This is a genomic window from Pseudomonas sp. TH43, from assembly GCF_016650635.1.
Lineage (GTDB): Bacteria > Pseudomonadota > Gammaproteobacteria > Pseudomonadales > Pseudomonadaceae > Aquipseudomonas.
Window position 1 is genome coordinate 1,187,368 of the sequence record NZ_JAEKFI010000003.1, and the last position, 16,973, is coordinate 1,204,340.

The following is a 16,973-nucleotide window of genomic DNA, read 5'->3' on the forward strand; positions in this document are numbered from 1 at the left end:
GACCTGTGTAGAACCGCAACGGATGCGAATGACTCGCAGTTTCAGTCACTACACGGATGGGACTCGGGTTTACCTCACCACAAATCTGAAAATATTTTTGGGGGTGTGTTGTCGGGCCCGACGCCTTCGCGGGCAGGCTCGCTCCCACAGGGATTTTTTATCGATAACAGATCCAGTGTGGGAGCGAGCCTGCTCGCGAAGAGGCCAGTGGCCTCAACGCAAAATAATCAGATGCCCCAACACCTGATGCTGCTCAAACCCCAACACCCCTTGCAGGGAACTCAACACAGCCTGCGGATCCTTGCTCGGGAAACTGCCACTGACCTTGCGCGCTGCCAGCTCATCGTTGAGTAGCACGATCCGTCCGGGGTAATACCGGCGCAAATCTTCCACGACATCCGCCAGCGTCGACTTGTAGTAAGTCAGCCAGCCCTGACGCCAGGCCAGTTGCGCCTCACTGTCCACCGCATGCAGTTTTTGCGCTGCGCCCTGACCGTAGGCGACTTGCTGCCCCGCCGTAACAATCTGCTGTTCGCCTTGACGATCCGCCTTCACGCCAACGCGTCCCGACAACACCGTGACCTGCGCGCCGTGCGGCTGCAGACGCACTTCAAATTGCGTCCCGAGCACCCGCGCCTCACCTTTTTCCGCTGCTACTACAAACGGATCACCCGTGTGCGTGACGCTGAAAAAACCGGCACCGCGACGTAACTGAACATGCCGCTCACCTTTGCTGAAGTCCACGGCGATGGCGCTGTCGGCATCGAGGGTCACTTGCGATTGATCCGCCAGGGTCACCGTGCGGATCTCGCCAGGTGCCGAGACATAATCAGCGCCCAGATCGTCGGCCCAGCGTTGCGGTTGCCATCCCGTACCGAGGCTGACCATCAGCAGCAGACACGCCGCCATCGCCAGCACTCCCGACCAACGCAGCAGCGGCGTACGACGCGGACGCTCCATGGCATTGAGATAGCCTTGCAACGCCAAGGCGTCTTCAGCGGCCAAAATCTGCGCCGGGCCTTCGCTCAATTCCCACACGACCTGGGCCTGGGCGTACGCCTCGGCATGCGCCGGATCTGCACGCAGCCATTGGCTGAAAATCAGTTGATCGCCAGCACTCGGTCGATCATGCAACAGGCTCAGCCAGGCAAAAGCCGCCTGCTCCTGAGCGGGCGTCGGGCTGACGCGGTCGATGTGAGTCACGGTGCTTTCCCTGGCGTGCGTGGCGCGGGTTCGCGCAGGCTGGCCTTGCAGGCCTCGAGGGCGCGCATCATATGTTTTTCCACGGCACTTTGGGACAGGCCCATGGCTTTGGCGATTTCCGCGTATTTGCGACCGTGGATGCGATTGAGCAAAAAGATCTGCCGCGTGCGCTCGGGCAACGCGCGCAATGCCGCTTCGACATGGCGCAGATCATTGCCCGCTTCTAGCGCGGCTTGCGGCTCGCTGCCGTGACTGTCCGGCGCGTCCGGTTGCCAGCCTTCGTTGACGCGCGTGCGCGTGCCTTCGCTGCGCAAATGGTCGATGGCGATATTGCCGGCGCAGCGCAGCAGATACGTGCCGAGTTCCTCGACCTGCACCAACGGCCGGCGCCAGAAACGCAAAAACAAATCCTGCACCAGATCCGCCGCCGTCGCCCGGCAGCCGACTCGCCGGTTGACCAAGGCTTCCATTTGCGAACGCTGGGACAGGAACACCTGAAGAAAATGCGCACGCGCGCCACGTGGCTCGTCGTCGCGTGAATCCGGCGGCAGACCGATCAGCATTTCAGCTCAGCGCCCATGCGGCGACCGGACTGGCCAACAGGCTCGCAGCGGCCAACGCCAACGCCAGACGCGGGCGGTAAGGCAGCAGCAACACCAGCACGAGTGCGCTGAGCATCAACACCGCGAACCAGTCGACCAGACCGAAACTCCAGCCGCCCGCCGCCACCGCCGCCCACAGCGACAATGCCAGCAACGACCAGCCAACCAGTTTCAAGGCCTGAGCGCGGCGAACAGACGGTTTGTTGCCGAGCAATTCATCGTGGTGCCGAGGCATCGACAGGCACAGTGCGCTGAACCCGGCGTAAGTGAGCAATAGCGGCAACAACATCAGTTTGCCCCTTGCTCAAGCGTGACCGGCCGACTGGCTTCGCGCGATGTTCTTTTGACCCTGACGGTGTTGCCGGCGCGGTGCATTTTCATCGCCGCCCAAACCAGCAACAGGCCTGTTGCGAGACACGTCAGGTCGAACCCCGCCAGCGCCCAATCGCCCTGCGCCAAGGTGGCCGCGAGATTCCACGGAGTCAGCGCATTGATCAGCGGCAGCGCAATAAACAGCAGCGCGCCGGACGCAAGTTGCTCAACCCAAGCCCTGCGCCCCCGACGCAGCAAGGCATGCACAACACTCAAACCCCAGGTGGTGAAAAATGCATTCACTTCCCAGTCCGCACGCTCGGCCATGCTCACTGGCAGTAGACGGTTGGCGAGGAAAAACATCGCCACCGCTGCCACCAGGCCGCTCATGCTGGCAATGTTCAGCACTTCTACCAAACGCAGTTCGAACGGCATGACGCCGCTCTTGGCGTGTTTGAGCTGACGCTTGCCGAGCCAGATCACCAGTCCGGTGCCGATCATCGCCGTGCCGGCCAGACCGCAGATGAAATACAGCCAACGCAACAGCGGACCGGCGAAGTGCCCCATGTGTAAGCCATAGAACGTCCCACCCACCGCCATCGCCGCCGGTTGATCAGGTGTGCTGCCGAGCATTTCGCCAGTGACACCGTTAAAGGTCACGGCACTGCCGAAATCGTGGACGATGCGATCACCCGCCCGGGACAACACTACCGTGGCATTGGCATCCCCCGGATTGTTCACCGAAAGCCGTGCAGTGTGGCCGCCTGACCATTGCTCACTGGCTTTGCTCAACAGCGGCGCCATGGCTGCCAGCGGCGCAGCGACATTCGCCCGTTCCGGCGTCTTCGAGGCCGGGAAAACTTCGTCATAGAACGTGCGCACGTCACTGCCATAGGACGCCACGATGCTGGCGGGCATGACCATCGACATGAAAATCACCAGGCTGCTGTAGGTGATCATCAAGTGAAACGGCAACACCAGCACGCCCACGGCGTTATGCCCGTCGAGCCAGGAACGCTGGCCTTTGCGCGGTCGGAAGGTGAAGAAGTCCTTGAAGATTTTCTTGTGGGTGATGATCCCGGTGATCAGTGCGACAAACATCACCATGGCCGCGATGGTCGACAGCCAGCGTCCCCACGGATAAGGCATCTGCAACTGGAAATGAAAGCGGTAAAAGAACTCGCCGCCCATGCTTTCGCGGCCCTGCACTTCAGCGCCGGTTTGCGCGTCGAGGGTTTTCGATTCGAAGCGCCCGCGCTCGCCGGTTTTTGCCGGTGCCTGCTGCCAACGCACCGTGAGGCCGGGATCACGGGCATCGGGCAAATCGATCAGCCAGCGTGAGGCGCCGGCCGCATGTTGTTGCAGATAGTCCTCGGCCAACGTCAGGCTGGTTTCGGCATTGACTGATCGCGCCGCAATTTCCGGCTGCATCCAGTGACTGATTTCATCCTTGAAGTAGGCCAGGGTGCCGGTCAGGAAAATCGCGAACAACAGCCAGCCGAAGATCAGTCCCGTCCAGGTGTGCAACCAGGCCATCGCCTGACGAAAACCCTCTTTCATGCGTAACCCAAGCCGCGCGCCGCGCCAGAGACAGTTGCCAGAATCACGCTCGGCACCAGCAAACCGACCCACGCCGACCACGCGGTGCGGCAGGCGAAGCACCAGAGCACCGCCACCAGATAGACCAGAAACGAAACGGTCATGCCGGTCACCACGGCTTCGGCGCGGTTCATCGGCAACCACAGCGTCAGCGTGACACTCGCCAGCGCCGCTACCAGATAACCACCAAACACCGCCGCCAGCACCCGCGAGGTGACGGCCAGACGATAGGACATGGGAAGTGTGGCGAGTTTGGCTTTCATGTTTCGACCCTGAAACGAAAATGGCCGGCCGACAAGCCGAACCCACAGGCGAGCAATATTAATGATAAATATTCTCATACGCAAAAGCATCTGATTGCCGGCCAGGGTCTTCGCCCCCTACAATGCGAACAGTTCTTGTTCTCTAACGCATGCTCTCAACCGCGTCACGAAAGCGCCCGGAGTCATACCGTTGTCGTCCGCCCACCCTGTCGAATCGCTCTACCAGGCCCACCACAGCTGGCTCACCGGCTGGCTGCGGCGCAAACTCGGCTGCCCGGACAGCGCAGCAGATCTGGCGCAGGACACGTTCATCAAGGTACTGACCGCCCGCGAACCACCGGTAATCATCGAACCACGCGCGTTCCTCACTACGCTCGCCAAGCGGGTTTTGTTCAATCATTACCGCCGTCAGGATCTGGAGCGCGCCTATCTCGACACGCTGGCGCAAATGCCGGAAATGGTCGCGCCGTCGGAAGAACACAAAGCAATCATCCTGCAAACCCTGATCGAGCTGGATGAGTTGCTTGATGGCTTGCCGCGTCAGGTCAAACGCGCGTTTTTGCTGGCGCAGGTCGACGGCCTGACGTATCCACAGATCGCTGCAGAACTGGACATATCTGTAGCCACGGTCAAACGTCACCTGAACAAAGCGGCGCTGCGCTGCTACTTCGCGCTATGAACCGCACTGCGGATTTTTCCTCGCTAGTGGCCGAGCAGGCAGTGCACTGGCTGATGGAAATGCAGCAAGGTGCATTCACCCCGCGCCAGCAACAGGCGTGGCAGCAGTGGATGGATGCTCACAGCGAGCACCGAAGGGCGTGGGAACACATTCAACGGGTCAACCAGCGCTTGCGTGGTGTGTCTTCGCCGCTGGCGCATGCAGCGTTGAACGCGCCGAAGTCCGGCAGCCGCCGCCAGGCACTGAAACTGCTGCTGATTCTTGGCGCCGGCTCGGCAGTGACCTGGGGCATGCGCGAGCACAATCCGCTGCCGTCGCTGCTCGCCGACTATCGCAGCCCGATTGGCCAACGGCGCAAGGTGGCGTTGGATGCGGGCAGTCAGTTGCAACTCAACACGGCCAGTGCGGCGGATGTCGATGGAGCGCAGCGGCTGATCCGCTTGCTCGAAGGCGAAATCCTCCTGACGGCCACGCAACCGTTCGAAGTGCGCACGGCTCAGGGCATTCTGAAAACCCAGGGCGCGCGCCTCAATGTGCGGCAGTTTGCCGATCGCACGCAGGTGGCGGTGTTTGAAGGTCGGGTCGAGCTGACCGCCAGCGGACGCCCGCCAATGCTGCTGCCCGTCGCCCGGCAACTGAACTTCACCTCGACGTCGGTCAGCGAAGCCAGACCGTTGGACGCCAACAGCGGTGCCTGGGCCGACGGCATGCTGGTGGCAGCGCACATGCGTCTGGGTGACTTCCTTGATGAGCTTGGACGTTATCGTCGCGGGCAGTTGCATTGCGACAAGAACGTCGCCGACTTGCTGATCTCGGGGACTTATCCACTGGATGACAGTGAGCGGATTCTTGATCTGCTGGAAATCAGTCTGCCGGTGAAGGTGAAGCGCTTTACCCGTTATTGGGTGACCGTCGAGGCACGGGTTTAACCCGCAAAGATCAAAAGATCGCAACCTTCGGCAACGCCTACCTGGGTGGACGCGTTTGCAATGCAAGCGCTGCCGCAGACTGCGATCTTTTGATCTGCAAAAAAATAAATGAGCCGTTTTTCAGATCTGGCGTGACAGAGAAGGAAAGCCCCCTTGATTCAACCTTCTCAGGATCACCCACCATGCACCCCACCCGCCTCACGCCACTGGCGCGCACCCTGCGCAATCTCGTTCTCGGCGCCAGCCTGAGCTTCAGCGCCCTGCCCGCCGCACTGGCTGCCGACGCCAAGGCGTATCACATCGCGCCGTCGTCGCTGGAAAATGCGCTCAACCAGTTTGGCCGTGAAGCGGGCGTGCTGATTTCCTTTGGCTCGCAAGTCACCCGTGGTGTGCAAAGCCGTGGTCTGGAAGGCAGTTACACGCCGGAACAAGGCCTCAATGCGTTGCTTGAAGGCACCGGCCTGCAAGCGCGCGCCGAAGGCAATAACGCCTTCAGCCTGCAACCCTTGAGCGAAGCGACACTGGAACTGGACACCTCGAAAGTCGTCGGCGACTGGCTCGGTGACGCCGCGCAAATCAACGTCTTCGAACATCCCGGTGCCCGTGACGTGATCCGCCGCGAAGAATTTGAACGTCAGGGCGCGACTCAAGCACGCGATGTGCTCAACCGCATCCCCGGCGTCAACGCCCCGGAAAACAATGGCACCGGCAGCCACGACATGGCGCTGAACTTTGGCATTCGTGGTTTGAACCCACGCCTGGCGGCACGCTCGACCGTGCTGATGGACGGTATTCCGGTGCCATTCGCACCTTACGGTCAGCCGCAACTTTCCTTCGCGCCAATCAGCATGGGCAACATGGACGCCGTCGACGTCGTGCGTGGCGGCGGCGCGGTGCGCTACGGCCCACAGAACGTCGGTGGCGTGGTCAACTTCGTGACCCGCGCACTTCCCGATGAGCCCACCGTCAAAGGTGGCTTGCAGACTGAAACCAGCCCTTCGTCGAGCCATGACGGCTTCAAGACCAACGCCAATCTGTTGGCCGGTGGCACCGCCGACAATGGTCTGGGTGGCGCATTGCTGTATTCCGGCACCCGCGGCGGTGACTGGCGTGAACACAGCGACACCGAAATCGACGACCTGATCCTCAAGGGCAAATACCAGCTCGACGAAGCCAATAGCTTCAATGCCATGGCCCAATATTACGAAGGCAAGGCCGATATGCCCGGTGGCCTGAACGTCGCCGACTACGATGCTGATCCCTATCAGTCGACGCGCCCCAAAGACCAGTTCTGGGGCCGACGCACGATGTTCAACTTCGGCTATCGCTATCAGGAAGATCGCCGCGAGTTCACCGCCAACACCTTCTTCACCAAGACCTTGCGCAGTGGTTATCTGGATCAGGGCAGCTTCCTCTCGCTGTCGCCACGCGAGTACTGGGTACGTGGCCTGGAAACCCGTTTCGCCCAAGGCTTCGACCTCGGCCCGACCAGCCACGAGGTCGGCGTCGGCTATCGTTACATCAACGAGGCCGGCCACGAACTGCGCTATCGCACGCCGATCGCCAGCAATGAATACCCGACCACCAATAGCCGCAACGACCGTGATACGCGCGGCGGCACCGAGGCCAACGCGTTCTTCGTCGATGACCGCATCGACATCGGCAAATGGACGATCACCCCGGGCGTGCGCTACGAGATGATCGAGTCGCAACAGACCAACAACCTGACCAACGTCAAATACAAGGGTGACTACAACACCGCACTGCCGGCACTGAACGTGCTTTATCACCTCACCGACAGCTGGAATCTGTACGCCAACACCGAAGGCTCGTTCGGCAGCGTGCAATACAGCCAGATGCCCAATCGTGTGAGCAGCGGCGAAGTGAAACCGGAGAAGGCGCGCACCTGGGAACTCGGTACTCGCTACGACAACGGTGCGTTGCGCGCGGAAATCGGTGCGTTCCTGATCAACTTCGATAACCAGTACGAAAGCAACCAGACCAATGACTCGGTGATCGCCCGTGGCGAAACCCGTCACCAGGGCATCGAGACCAGCGTCAACTACGCGCTGGATGACTTGAGCCCGGCGCTGGCCGGCTTCGATGTCTACGCCACGTACGCATTCGTTGACGCGACCATTCGCGAAGATGGCCCGAACGAAGGCAATCGCGTGCCGTTCTCCTCGAAACACAAAGGCACGATTGGCGTGGGTTACACCGAAGGGGCGTGGAAGCTCAATCTGGACAGCAGCTTCCAGAGCGACCAGTTCGCCGACAACGCCAACACCACCAAAGAAAGCGCCGATGGCAGCACCGGCAAAATCCCGGGGTACATGCTGTTCAGCAGCCGCGCAGGCTACGACTTCGGCCCGCAGTTATCGGATTTGAACGTGGCAGTGGGCGTGAAGAACATCTTCAACACGCAGTACTTCACGCGCTCGTTTGATGACAACAACAAAGGTAAATATGTGGGGGAACCGCGCACGGTTTATGTGCAGACTTCCGTAGCGTTTTGAAATTGAAAAGCCCCTCATCGGAACGTCGCCCGCCTACTCCTCTCCGGGAGGGAGAGGAGACAGATTGGGGGATGCTGATGATTTTTCGCCGACCTGAAGGTGCTGTGCCGAATACATAGTCGACGTGGTTTTTCAGGTCGATGTACCTCTTCAGACACCTCGGTCGGCTCCCTCTCCTTCCGGGAGAGGTGGCTGATTTGGGGGGCTGCAGAAATACATCGACCTGAAAGTACTGTACGGAATCCACAATCGACTCGGTCTTTCAGGTCGATGTACCTCTTCAGACACCTCGGTCGGCTCCCTCTCCTTCCGGGAGAGGGCTGGGGAGAGGGTCATGGTCTACAGTAAAATTTCAAATCAACTTCACAAGGATCGTGAAGCATGCAAACTCGCCCCACCCTCGCCCAATTCGCCCGCCAGTTACGCCTTAATCAAACCGACTGCGAGCATCTGCTCTGGCAGAGATTGCGCTCACGTCAAATCGCCCACCTGAAATTTCGTCGGCAGTTTCCCTGTCCGCCCTACGTGCTGGACTTTTACTGTACTGAGCTGAAATTGGCGATTGAGCTGGATGGTGGCCAGCACTATGAAACGCCGGGATTGATGTACGACCAGCGCCGAACAGATCATCTGTATAAGCAAGGCATTGAAGTCGTGCGCTTCAGTAATCTGGAGGTAATTCAGCAGATGGATGAAGTACTTGATCAGATCATGCGAATTGCGGCAATTCGAAGATCGCCCTCACCCTAACCCTCTCCCGGAGGGAGAGGGGACAGATTGGGGGATGCTGATGATTTTTCGCCGACCTGAACGTGCTATGCCGAATCCATAATCGACTCAGTCTTTCAGGTCGATGTACCTCTTCAGACACCTCGGTCGGCTCCCTCTCCTTCCGGGAGAGCTGGCTGATTGGGGGAGCTGCAGAAATACATCGACCTGAAAGTACTGTGCCGAATCCATAATCGACTCGGTCTTTCAGGTCGATGTACCTCTTCAGGCACCTCGCCGGCCCTCTCTCCTTCCGGGAGAGGTGGCTGATTGGGGGGGCCGCAGAAATACATCGACCTGAAAGTACTGTGCCGAATCCATAATCGACTCGGTCTTTCAGGTCGATGTACCTCTTCAAACACCTCGGTCGGCTTCCTCTCCTTCCGGGAGAGGTGGCTGATTGGGGGGGCCGCAGAAATACATCGACCTGAAAGTACTGTGCCGAATCCATAATCGACTCGGTCTTTCAGGTCGATGCACCTCTTCAGACACCTCGGTCGGCTCCCTCTCCTTCCGGGAGAGGGCTGGGGTGAGGGGCTGACCTCTAATGCCCTGCGCAAAAAAGCGCCACGCAAACAAAAACGGGCCTGCATTCGCAGGCCCGTTCTCATTAGGTTGGCTTATAAAATCAGCGTATCAGCTGTTGATCGCTGCCTGTTCGTTCTCATCAAACTCTTCCGCCAACAGCTTGTCGTTGGCCTTGCCGGTGATTGGCACCACAGCGGCGCGCGGTTTACCTCGCAGTTTGCCGAAAAGGTGCTCCAGGGCGTGCTCGAGTTTTTCGGCGGCGCCGTCGATCGCCTGTTCCAGCGAATCGGCTTTGTGGGTCACGGAAATCGGTTGATGGCCTTTTGGCCGCGCTTCCAGTTGGCAGCGCATGTCATGGGGACCAGGTTTGTCACCGTTCTCGTCGCTCAGGTGGACTTCGACACGGGTCAGGTCTTCTTCATAACGTTCGAGCGTGCTCTCAATGGTTGTACGTACCCACTCCTCCAGTCGTTGACTACTTTGAATATGGTTATCGCTGTTGACTTGGATTTGCATAGTTCATCCCTTATTTCAGCTAGCTCGCGAGGGGCCTTGAATTGAATTTCCTGACCCCTTGGTTACAACAATCGGCCCGACTGCCAAACATTTCAACCCCTGAAAAAAGAAAAATATTCATTCGCAAAAAAAGCCGGACAACCAAGCAAAGCGCTGGTAAGGTCGGGAGTTGGGTCGCCTCGCAACCCTGCAAAATTTGCTCACAATTGCCCGTCATTCAACGGGTGCAAACTGCGAAAAATCCCCGCCTCTTCGACCAGCCAATCATGCACCGCACGCACGCCCGGATGGCTCAACGCCCCCGGTGCATAGAGCAATACGTAACGTTTGTGGTTGGGCACTGACAACCCGAACGGCACGATCAAAGTCCCTCGCTCCAGCTCATCATTGAGCAGCGTGCGCCGGGCAATCGCCACGCCCATACCGGCAATCGCCGCTTCGATGGTCAGATGATTCCGATTGAAGGTATGCCCGCGCCGTACGTCGGCCCCTTCAAAACCGATCGCATTCAGATAAAACTCCCACTCCGCATATTCGTAACTGCCGCGCCAGGCAGTGATGTCGTGCAGTAACGGGAAATGCAGCAGGTCCGCCGGGCCATGCAGTGGCGGACGTCCGCGCAACAGACTCGGCGCACACACCGGGAAAATCTGCTCGTCGAGCAAGGCTGTGGATAACAACCCTGGATAACTGCCGTCGTTCAGATCAATCGCCAGATCAAAGTCGCCCTCATGCAACGGCACGCTGCTGTCCTCGGCGACCAGCCGCAACTGGATGTCCGGATAGCGCTGTTGCAAGCGTGGCAGACGCGGCGTCAGCCATTTGCTGAGGAACGACGGAATCGATCGCAGACGTAAAATCCCGCTGATCATCCCGGCGTCGAGTCGGCGCAGCTCCGCATCAATGCTGCCGTACGCCTCGTTGACGGTAATGGCCAGGCGTTGCCCTTCCGCACTCAGCTCCACGCCGCGCGCGCGCCGGTGGAACAGGCGAAACCCGAGACGCTCCTCCAACTGACGAATTTGCTGGCTGACCGCCCCCGGCGTGATGTGCAGTTCTTCTGCGCAACGGGTAAATGACAGGTGCCGCGCGGCACAGGAAAACACCTGCAGCCAGACATAGGTCTGGGCATGCAATTGACGACTCATCGTTTAGTCCTGCTAAAGGCTTACTTAGGAAGTTTCGTTAGTCACGTCGGACCGAGGTAGGCAGTATCGCCGACATTGCGCTTGTCCTACAAAAAATGGCGGCGATTCCTCTACCATTCCTTGTAAGGCTTTAGCATGGCTATCAGTGTTTTCGATCTATTCAAAGTCGGCATCGGTCCGTCCAGCTCCCACACTGTCGGCCCGATGCGCGCCGCTGCGACCTTCGCCCAGGCGCTGATCGACCAGCATTTGCTCAACGATGTGCGCCGTGTCGAAATCCGTTTGTACGGTTCGCTGTCGGCCACCGGCGTCGGCCACGCGACCGACCGTGCCACGGTCATGGGGCTGATGGGCGAATGGCCGGACAGCATTGATCCGTCGACCATCGATCCTCGCATCCAGCAACTGCGCGAAACCGGATCACTGTCTCTCGCGGGTCAAAGAGACATTGCCTTCAACTGGCAAAGCGATCTCCTGCTGCTCGACGAGAGCCTGCCCTACCACCCCAACGCCATGTCGCTGACAGCCTTTGGCGAAAGCGCCGAGCTGTTCACGCAGACGTACTATTCGGTGGGTGGCGGTTTCATTATCGAGGCAGCGGAAGCCGAATCCGGTGTCGCGCCGGCCGGCGACGTGGTGTTGCCGTATGATTTTTCCAGCGCCGCCGAGCTGCTGTCACTGTGCAAGAAGCACAACCTGCGCGTGTCCGAACTGATGATGGCCAATGAGCGCGCGTGGCGCACTGACGCCGAAATCCGCCAAGGGCTGCTGCACATCTGGTCGGTGATGCGCGAGTGCGTCGAACAAGGCCTGCGCCACGAAGGCATTCTGCCCGGCGGCCTGAATGTGCCGCGCCGCGCGGCGAAACTGCACCGCAGCCTGTTGGAAATCGGCAAGCCGAATGTGATCAGTTCGACTCTGTCGGCGATGGAGTGGGTCAACCTGTTCGCCCTCGCAGTCAACGAAGAGAACGCTGCTGGCGGGCGCATGGTCACCGCGCCGACCAACGGCGCAGCCGGGATCATTCCGGCCGTTCTGCACTACTACATGAAATTCAACCCTGAGGCGTCTGACGATGACGTCGTCGCGTTCTTTTTGGGCGCGGCCGCCGTCGGCATTCTGTGTAAGAAAAATGCCTCGATTTCCGGCGCCGAAGTTGGCTGTCAGGGCGAAGTCGGTTCGGCCTGCGCCATGGCCGCTGCCGGTCTTGCCGACGTGCTCGGCGCCACGCCAGAGCAACTGGAAAACGCCGCCGAAATCGGCCTTGAGCACAACCTTGGCCTGACCTGCGACCCCGTCGGTGGCTTGGTGCAAGTGCCGTGCATCGAGCGCAATGCGATCGCTGCGGTGAAGGCGATCAACGCCACGCAAATGGCCCTGCGCGGCGACGGCAACCACTTCATTTCCCTCGACCGGGTGATCCGCACCATGCGCGATACCGGCGCCGACATGCATGACAAATACAAAGAGACTTCACGGGGCGGCCTGGCTGTGAACTGGGTGGAGTGCTGAGGCGCATTCCCTGATCGCCCCGGCAGGCCGCACCCGACGGCCTGCCAACCGTGAGCCCGAGCAAGAATAATAACGAGGCGATAACGATGACCGATGTACGTACACCTGCTGTCGAAAATCCCGCTGTAGACCTGACAGGCAAATCCGCAACGGCCCACAAGGGCTGGAGCAAACCCGACACCACCTGGATGCTTGGCCTGTACGGTACCGCCATCGGTGCCGGCACTTTGTTCCTGCCGATCAACGCCGGTGTCGGCGGTTTCTGGCCGCTGCTGATTCTCGCGGTGCTGGCGTTCCCGATGACCTTCTTCGCCCACCGTGGTCTGACCCGTTTCGTCCTGTCCGGGCGCTCCGGGGACATCACCGAAGTGGTTGAAGAACATTTCGGCATCGGTGCCGGCAAGCTGATCACGCTGCTGTATTTCTTCGCGATCTTCCCGATCCTGCTGGTTTACAGCGTGGCGCTGACCAACACCCTGAGCAGCTTCCTCGAACACCAACTGCACATTGCCCCACCGCCACGGGCGATCCTCTCGCTGGCGTTGATTCTCGGCCTGATGACCATCGTCCGTTGCGGCCAGAACGTGATCGTCAAAGCCATGAGCGTGCTGGTTTATCCGTTCGTCGCGGCGTTGCTGCTACTCGCGCTCAGCCTGATACCGAACTGGAACGGCGCGTTCTTCGCCAGTGCGCAAGAAGCAATGCCGATGTCGGTGTTCCTCAAGACAATGTGGCTGGCAATCCCGGTGATGGTGTTCTCGTTCAACCACTCGCCGATCATCTCGGCCTTCGCGGTTGATCAAAAACAACGCTACGGCGATCAGGCCGAACGCAAGAGCAGCGGCATCCTCGCCATGGCGCACGGCATGATGGTGGTGACGGTGATGTTCTTCTGCTTCAGTTGCGTGCTGGCATTGTCGCCGGCGGATCTGGCAGCGGCGAAGGCGCAGAACATTTCGATCCTGTCGTACCTGGCCAACCACTTCCAGACCCCGGTCATCGCTTATGCCGCGCCGCTGATTGCGCTGGTGGCGATCACCAAATCCTTCCTCGGCCACTACATCGGCGCCAGCGAAGGCTTTCAGGGCATGATCGTGAAAAGCCTGCGCGGCCGTGGCAAGGTGATGTCGGCGAGCTGGCTGAACCGCGCGACCGCGCTGTTCATGATCCTCAGTTGCTGGGCTGTAGCGACGTTCAACCCGAGCATTCTCGGCATGATCGAAACCCTCGGCGGGCCGGTGATTGCCTGCCTGCTGTTCCTGATGCCGATGTACGCCATCCGCCGCGTGCCGGCCTTGCGCCAGTATTCGGGTCAGGCTTCCAACGTGTTTGTGGTGCTGATCGGCCTGATTGCACTGTCAGCGATCATCTATTCATTCCTGCCCTGAAAACGCGCCATAAAAAAAGGCGAGCCAAGCGGCTCGCCTTTTTTTTCGCCGTGTTCATTGTTCGACAAATTTCCCGGCATGTCCCTTGCAAACTCCCCCTGTAGGAGCTGTCGAGTGAAACGAGGCTGCGATCTTTTGACCTTCATGACCGAAATCAAAACATTGAAGAGCAAAAGATCGCAGCCTGCGGCAGCTCCTGCATGAGTAACCAGTACAGGACACGGAATGGCCGATGGTCTGGTATGGCGAACCAACCCGATCACGGCCGGTCAACAACTGCACGTTCAATCAGGCGGTGACGCATCATGGACAATCCTTTTCAGATCATTACCGATGCCTTCGCGCCGGACTATCAGATCAACCTGAGCATTCAGGGCCTGGACGGCAGCATCATGCTGACCCTGTCCAACAGTGGCCGCATCGTGGCCAAACGGATGATCAGCGCCGAACAGCGCAACGACCCGAAACGCCTCAAGCGTCTGGTGCAAAGCATTCAATTCGGCATCGCCATCGAACAGGGTCACAGCGCCATGGCGATCCTCGAAGCGATGACCAGCGGCGACGGGCTGACCCCGCCACCGCCACAATCGCTCGGCCAGCCTCGGCAAGTCGCCGGGCTTTAGAGTTCGCCCTTCTCGACCTCGGGATGTTCACCAGAACCCGCACCTAACTTGCGCTGCGGTTTCTCGATCTTCACCGAGGGAAATTGTGACGAGGCGTAACGCACCACCAGAATCGAGAACGCCAGCAGCAGAATCCCGCCGCACAGGTAGATGATGCCCATGTCCGGCGGGTTGTGGTGCGAAACGTTGGAGATCAGCAGGCGCGTCAGCGCGGTGATCGCCACGTAGATCAGGAAGCGCACCGGCATGTGGTTGGTCTTGAAATAAATCCCGACCATCGCCCCGAGTTCCAGATAGATGAACAGCAACAGAATGTCATCGATCTTGATGTGGCCTTCCTCGAGCATCCCGAGAAACTCCATCACCGCCGCCCACGCCGTCACCGCACCGATGGCGAACAACGCCAGGTAGTGGAAGGTTTCGACGAACAGGTTGCCCAGGGACTCGGCCAGTTGATGCACGTTTTGCCGCAGTTTCTCGGCCCAGTTTATTTTCACGATGATGTTCCTTAGCCCGATTCGAGCGGATGATGCGTGTTGGACGTGACGGTTTTCTGCACGTTTGCAGTTTCATGCAGAAAAGAGGCCACGCCATCATGGCGAGCCGCCACCAAACCCGCGCCGTGGCGTTTGGTCGCACCGCGCCCCGCGCCTGCAGGAGTGAGCCTGCTCGCGATGGCCCAACGCTGCCTCCCTGACAAACCCCAAATCCGGTCTACATTGAAAAGCCACTACCCATGGCGCAGGGATTCGCTTATCCTTTTCGCTGTATATGGATACAGTAGTCGTCAAGACAACTTAATGTGAAGGCATGTGAGGTGGTGAATGGCCGTCGAAGTGGTATACCGCAGCAGCCGAGATCTGGAGCGCTTGTTCATGGATAAAGCCGAAGCTGACCGTCATGACAAAATGCTCGAGCTGGCCGAATATCTGGCCGATGTGTTGCAAAAAGCCGTTCCGTCGCTGACTGAACAGCAAGTGGAAGAAGCCGGGATCTACATGGCGAAGAATCGCGATGTGTTTGCCCGTGCGTTCAAGAGCCAGCCTGACGCCCTGTCGGAACTGCTCAACGCACCGGCCGAAGTGGTCGAGCAAGCTGAAGTGGCAGACGCTGTTGAAGCACCGGCCAAGGCCGCGAAAGCAGCAAAAGCGACCAAGTAATCCGCGCCCCTTGAAAGATCGCAGCCTTCGGCAGCTCCTGCATTGGAATGCATGGTTCCTTTAGGAGCTGCCGAAGGCTGCGATCTTTTGATTTTCAGCGATACAACACTTTTTCCGCCAGTTCATCGGCTACCCGCGCCGGTGAACGCTTCTCCGCCTGCGCATGGGCAAACACCTCGGTCAGCCGAGAACTGATTTTCGACAGATGCGCGGTAATGCTCTGTAGCTCCTCGCCCCGATGTTTCAACGAGACGTAAATCAGCCCACCGGCATTGATCACATAATCCGGCGCATACAGAATCCCGCGCCGCTCCAGTTGATCGGCCACGTCCAGATGCGTCAGTTGATTGTTAGCCGAGCCCGCCACCGCCGAGCAGCGTAGTTGTGTGACGGTGTGACTGTTGAGTACACCGCCCAGGCCGCAGGGAGCGAGAATGTCGCAAGGCGTACTGAGCAATGCATCATTGGCAATCGGATGCGCATTGAGCTGCTCCATCGCCAGTTGCACCTTGCCATGGTCGATATCACTGACCAACAGTTCGGCGCCCGCCGCGTGCAGTTGCTCGGCCAGTGCAAAACCGACATTGCCCAAGCCCTGAATAGCGATGCGCAAGCCTTCGAGGTTATCGCTGCCCAAGCGAGCCATGGCGGTCGCGCGAATCCCGGTGAACACGCCCATTGCCGCGTGTGGCGCCGGGTCGCCCGCCGACGTGGTGCTGGTGACATGCTGAGTCTGCTGGGCAATGCAATCCATGTCCGCGACCGAGGTGCCGCTGTCGATAGCGGTGATGTAACGGCCGTCGAGCTGATCGATGCAACGGCCGAAGGCTTCGAACAGCGCACCCCGGTTCTCGACATGTATCGGGCGCACGATCACCGCAACGCCACCGCCCTGAGGCAGGCCCGCCAGCGCGGCTTTGTAGCTCATGCCCTGCGCGAGGCGAATGGCATCTTCAACGGCGGATTCATCGTTGGGATAGGCAAGGTAACGGCACCCGCCCAGGGCTGGCCCGAGGCGACTGTTATGAATGGCAATGACCGCCTTCAACCCGGAAACCGGGTCAACGCTAAGGTGCAGCGATTCCAGGCGAGTGCTTTGCATGAGAGCAAACATCGTTGGGCTCCCGAATCACTTCTTGTAGAACGCCAGTATAGGCTTGCGCCCGAAAATTGCTGGAGCGCACCGGAATAAGCGCCCGAGAGTACAAGTGCTTTGTGGCATAAACC

The 16,973-nt window shown here is 59.4% G+C and carries 16 protein-coding genes and 1 pseudogene; 8 read left to right on the top strand and 9 right to left on the bottom strand.

Going from position 1 to position 16,973, the window contains the following annotated elements; all coding sequences use genetic code 11:
* Window positions 1-213: 213 nt before the first annotated feature.
* The 5 genes from JFT81_RS15015 to JFT81_RS15035 are packed head-to-tail and all read right to left on the bottom strand — an operon-like array spanning window position 214 to window position 3,979.
* Entirely contained in the window at window positions 214-1,203 is a 990-nt protein-coding gene (locus JFT81_RS15015; protein WP_201227895.1) for a FecR family protein, read from the bottom strand.
* Complete coding sequence (locus JFT81_RS15020; RefSeq protein WP_201227896.1) at window positions 1,200-1,766, bottom strand: RNA polymerase sigma factor; 567 nt, start codon at window positions 1,764-1,766, stop codon at window positions 1,200-1,202. Before JFT81_RS15020 ends, JFT81_RS15015 begins: the two co-directional genes overlap by 4 nt.
* A 1-nt stretch (window position 1,767) precedes the next feature.
* Window positions 1,768-2,094, bottom strand: coding sequence for a DUF3325 domain-containing protein (locus tag JFT81_RS15025; protein WP_201227897.1), 327 nt, complete (start codon window positions 2,092-2,094; stop codon window positions 1,768-1,770).
* Window positions 2,094-3,677: a PepSY-associated TM helix domain-containing protein gene (locus JFT81_RS15030; protein ID WP_201227898.1), complete on the bottom strand. Its 1,584-nt coding sequence runs from the start codon at window positions 3,675-3,677 to the stop codon at window positions 2,094-2,096. Before JFT81_RS15030 ends, JFT81_RS15025 begins: the two co-directional genes overlap by 1 nt.
* Window positions 3,674-3,979 carry a DUF3649 domain-containing protein gene (locus JFT81_RS15035; protein WP_201200712.1) on the bottom strand — a complete coding sequence of 102 codons (306 nt, stop codon included), beginning with the start codon at window positions 3,977-3,979 and terminating at the stop codon, window positions 3,674-3,676. The genes JFT81_RS15030 and JFT81_RS15035 overlap by 4 nt, the downstream gene beginning before the upstream one ends.
* Window positions 3,980-4,169: 190 nt before the next feature.
* Between JFT81_RS15035 and JFT81_RS15040 the strand changes: the two genes are divergently transcribed.
* The 4 genes from JFT81_RS15040 (at window position 4,170) to JFT81_RS15055 (ending at window position 8,853) form a co-directional block, all read left to right on the top strand.
* Entirely contained in the window at window positions 4,170-4,658 is a 489-nt protein-coding gene (locus JFT81_RS15040; protein ID WP_201227899.1) for a sigma-70 family RNA polymerase sigma factor, read from the top strand.
* Window positions 4,655-5,587: a FecR domain-containing protein gene (locus JFT81_RS15045; RefSeq protein ID WP_201227900.1), complete on the top strand. Its 933-nt coding sequence runs from the start codon at window positions 4,655-4,657 to the stop codon at window positions 5,585-5,587. Before JFT81_RS15040 ends, JFT81_RS15045 begins: the two co-directional genes overlap by 4 nt.
* A gap of 182 nt (window positions 5,588-5,769) precedes the next feature.
* A complete protein-coding gene (fecA, locus tag JFT81_RS15050) occupies window positions 5,770-8,103 on the top strand; it encodes a TonB-dependent Fe(3+) dicitrate receptor FecA (RefSeq protein ID WP_201227901.1) in 2,334 nt (777 codons plus the stop codon).
* Between the two features lie 381 nt (window positions 8,104-8,484).
* A complete protein-coding gene (locus JFT81_RS15055; protein WP_201227902.1) occupies window positions 8,485-8,853 on the top strand; it encodes an endonuclease domain-containing protein in 369 nt (122 codons plus the stop codon).
* A gap of 654 nt (window positions 8,854-9,507) precedes the next feature.
* On the opposite strand, the gene JFT81_RS15060 is transcribed toward JFT81_RS15055, so the two are convergent.
* Together JFT81_RS15060 and JFT81_RS15065 are read right to left on the bottom strand one after the other, a co-directional pair.
* Window positions 9,508-9,915, bottom strand: coding sequence for an HPF/RaiA family ribosome-associated protein (locus JFT81_RS15060; RefSeq protein WP_201227903.1), 408 nt, complete (start codon window positions 9,913-9,915; stop codon window positions 9,508-9,510).
* Window positions 9,916-10,115: 200 nt separating this feature from the next.
* Window positions 10,116-11,063 carry a LysR substrate-binding domain-containing protein gene (locus JFT81_RS15065; RefSeq protein ID WP_201146939.1) on the bottom strand — a complete coding sequence of 316 codons (948 nt, stop codon included), beginning with the start codon at window positions 11,061-11,063 and terminating at the stop codon, window positions 10,116-10,118.
* 135 nt (window positions 11,064-11,198) lie between these two features.
* On the opposite strand from JFT81_RS15065, the gene JFT81_RS15070 reads away from it, so the two are divergent.
* The 3 genes from JFT81_RS15070 (at window position 11,199) to JFT81_RS15080 (ending at window position 14,586) form a co-directional block, all read left to right on the top strand.
* On the top strand, window positions 11,199-12,575 hold the full coding sequence (locus JFT81_RS15070) for an L-serine ammonia-lyase (protein WP_201227904.1): 1,377 nt from the start codon (window positions 11,199-11,201) through the stop codon (window positions 12,573-12,575).
* Between the two features lie 86 nt (window positions 12,576-12,661).
* Window positions 12,662-13,963, top strand: coding sequence for a serine/threonine transporter (locus JFT81_RS15075; protein WP_201227905.1), 1,302 nt, complete (start codon window positions 12,662-12,664; stop codon window positions 13,961-13,963).
* A 305-nt stretch (window positions 13,964-14,268) separates the two neighbouring features.
* Window positions 14,269-14,586, top strand: a complete 318-nt coding sequence (locus JFT81_RS15080) for a DUF3509 domain-containing protein (protein WP_201227906.1) — start codon at window positions 14,269-14,271, stop codon at window positions 14,584-14,586.
* Here JFT81_RS15080 and JFT81_RS15085 read toward each other — a convergent pair.
* The gene (locus JFT81_RS15085; protein ID WP_095188769.1) at window positions 14,583-15,083 is read right to left on the bottom strand and encodes a phosphate-starvation-inducible PsiE family protein; all 501 of its coding nucleotides are present in this window, start codon (window positions 15,081-15,083) and stop codon (window positions 14,583-14,585) included. The two genes, JFT81_RS15080 and JFT81_RS15085, sit on opposite strands and share 4 nt — an antisense overlap.
* A 327-nt stretch (window positions 15,084-15,410) precedes the next feature.
* Here JFT81_RS15085 and JFT81_RS15090 point away from each other — a divergent pair.
* Window positions 15,411-15,650 (top strand): annotated as a pseudogene (locus JFT81_RS15090) (YebG family protein); the annotation flags it as partial.
* Window positions 15,651-15,840: 190 nt separating this feature from the next.
* Here JFT81_RS15090 and JFT81_RS15095 read toward each other — a convergent pair.
* Entirely contained in the window at window positions 15,841-16,860 is a 1,020-nt protein-coding gene (locus JFT81_RS15095; protein ID WP_201227908.1) for a Glu/Leu/Phe/Val dehydrogenase, read from the bottom strand.
* Between the last annotated feature and the right edge of the window lie 113 nt (window positions 16,861-16,973).

Coding starts and splice junctions, on each gene's coding strand:
- JFT81_RS15020 (WP_201227896.1), bottom strand. CDS start 1,766: ATGCTGATCGGTCTGCCGCCGGATTCACGCGACGACGAGCCACGTGGC.
- JFT81_RS15070 (WP_201227904.1), top strand. CDS start 11,199: ATGGCTATCAGTGTTTTCGATCTATTCAAAGTCGGCATCGGTCCGTCC.
- JFT81_RS15065 (WP_201146939.1), bottom strand. CDS start 11,063: ATGAGTCGTCAATTGCATGCCCAGACCTATGTCTGGCTGCAGGTGTTT.
- JFT81_RS15055 (WP_201227902.1), top strand. CDS start 8,485: ATGCAAACTCGCCCCACCCTCGCCCAATTCGCCCGCCAGTTACGCCTT.
- JFT81_RS15080 (WP_201227906.1), top strand. CDS start 14,269: ATGGACAATCCTTTTCAGATCATTACCGATGCCTTCGCGCCGGACTAT.
- JFT81_RS15025 (WP_201227897.1), bottom strand. CDS start 2,094: ATGTTGTTGCCGCTATTGCTCACTTACGCCGGGTTCAGCGCACTGTGC.
- JFT81_RS15095 (WP_201227908.1), bottom strand. CDS start 16,860: ATGTTTGCTCTCATGCAAAGCACTCGCCTGGAATCGCTGCACCTTAGC.
- JFT81_RS15045 (WP_201227900.1), top strand. CDS start 4,655: ATGAACCGCACTGCGGATTTTTCCTCGCTAGTGGCCGAGCAGGCAGTG.
- JFT81_RS15030 (WP_201227898.1), bottom strand. CDS start 3,677: ATGAAAGAGGGTTTTCGTCAGGCGATGGCCTGGTTGCACACCTGGACG.
- JFT81_RS15060 (WP_201227903.1), bottom strand. CDS start 9,915: ATGCAAATCCAAGTCAACAGCGATAACCATATTCAAAGTAGTCAACGA.
- JFT81_RS15035 (WP_201200712.1), bottom strand. CDS start 3,979: ATGAAAGCCAAACTCGCCACACTTCCCATGTCCTATCGTCTGGCCGTC.
- JFT81_RS15075 (WP_201227905.1), top strand. CDS start 12,662: ATGACCGATGTACGTACACCTGCTGTCGAAAATCCCGCTGTAGACCTG.
- fecA (WP_201227901.1), top strand. CDS start 5,770: ATGCACCCCACCCGCCTCACGCCACTGGCGCGCACCCTGCGCAATCTC.